The sequence below is a fragment of the Paraburkholderia sp. SIMBA_053 genome (genome assembly GCF_046534895.1).
Lineage (GTDB): Bacteria > Pseudomonadota > Gammaproteobacteria > Burkholderiales > Burkholderiaceae > Paraburkholderia > Paraburkholderia caledonica.
Genome location: NZ_JAWRXU010000555.1, coordinates 1 through 278, shown reverse-complemented (window position 1 = coordinate 278; position 278 = coordinate 1). Strand labels below are relative to the sequence as shown.

The window sequence follows — 278 nt, the reverse complement described above, 5'->3', positions numbered from 1 at the left end:
ACGGCGTCGACGGAAGCCGTATTGCCGCAAATGCTGATCAAGATGGAGAAGATGGGATGCTCGCGTCCGGTAGTCGGCATGGTGCTGCCGACCGGCTACACGTTCAATGCAGATGGCACTGCAATTTACCTCACGATGGCGGCGTTGTTCATCGCGCAGGCCATGAACATTCATCTGTCGATCTGGGACCAGTTGCTCGTACTCGCCGTGCTTTTGCTGACGTCAAAAGGATCGGCGGGCGTCGCCGGAGCGGGATTCGTTGCGTTGGCGGCTACGCT

Annotated in this window: 1 protein-coding gene; it reads left to right on the top strand. The window is 58.6% G+C overall.

The genetic code is table 11. The annotated features are described in order from the left end of the window. The coding region (locus SB753_RS36830; RefSeq protein ID WP_410805064.1) for a cation:dicarboxylate symporter family transporter at window positions 1-278 on the top strand (278 nt) is incomplete at both ends.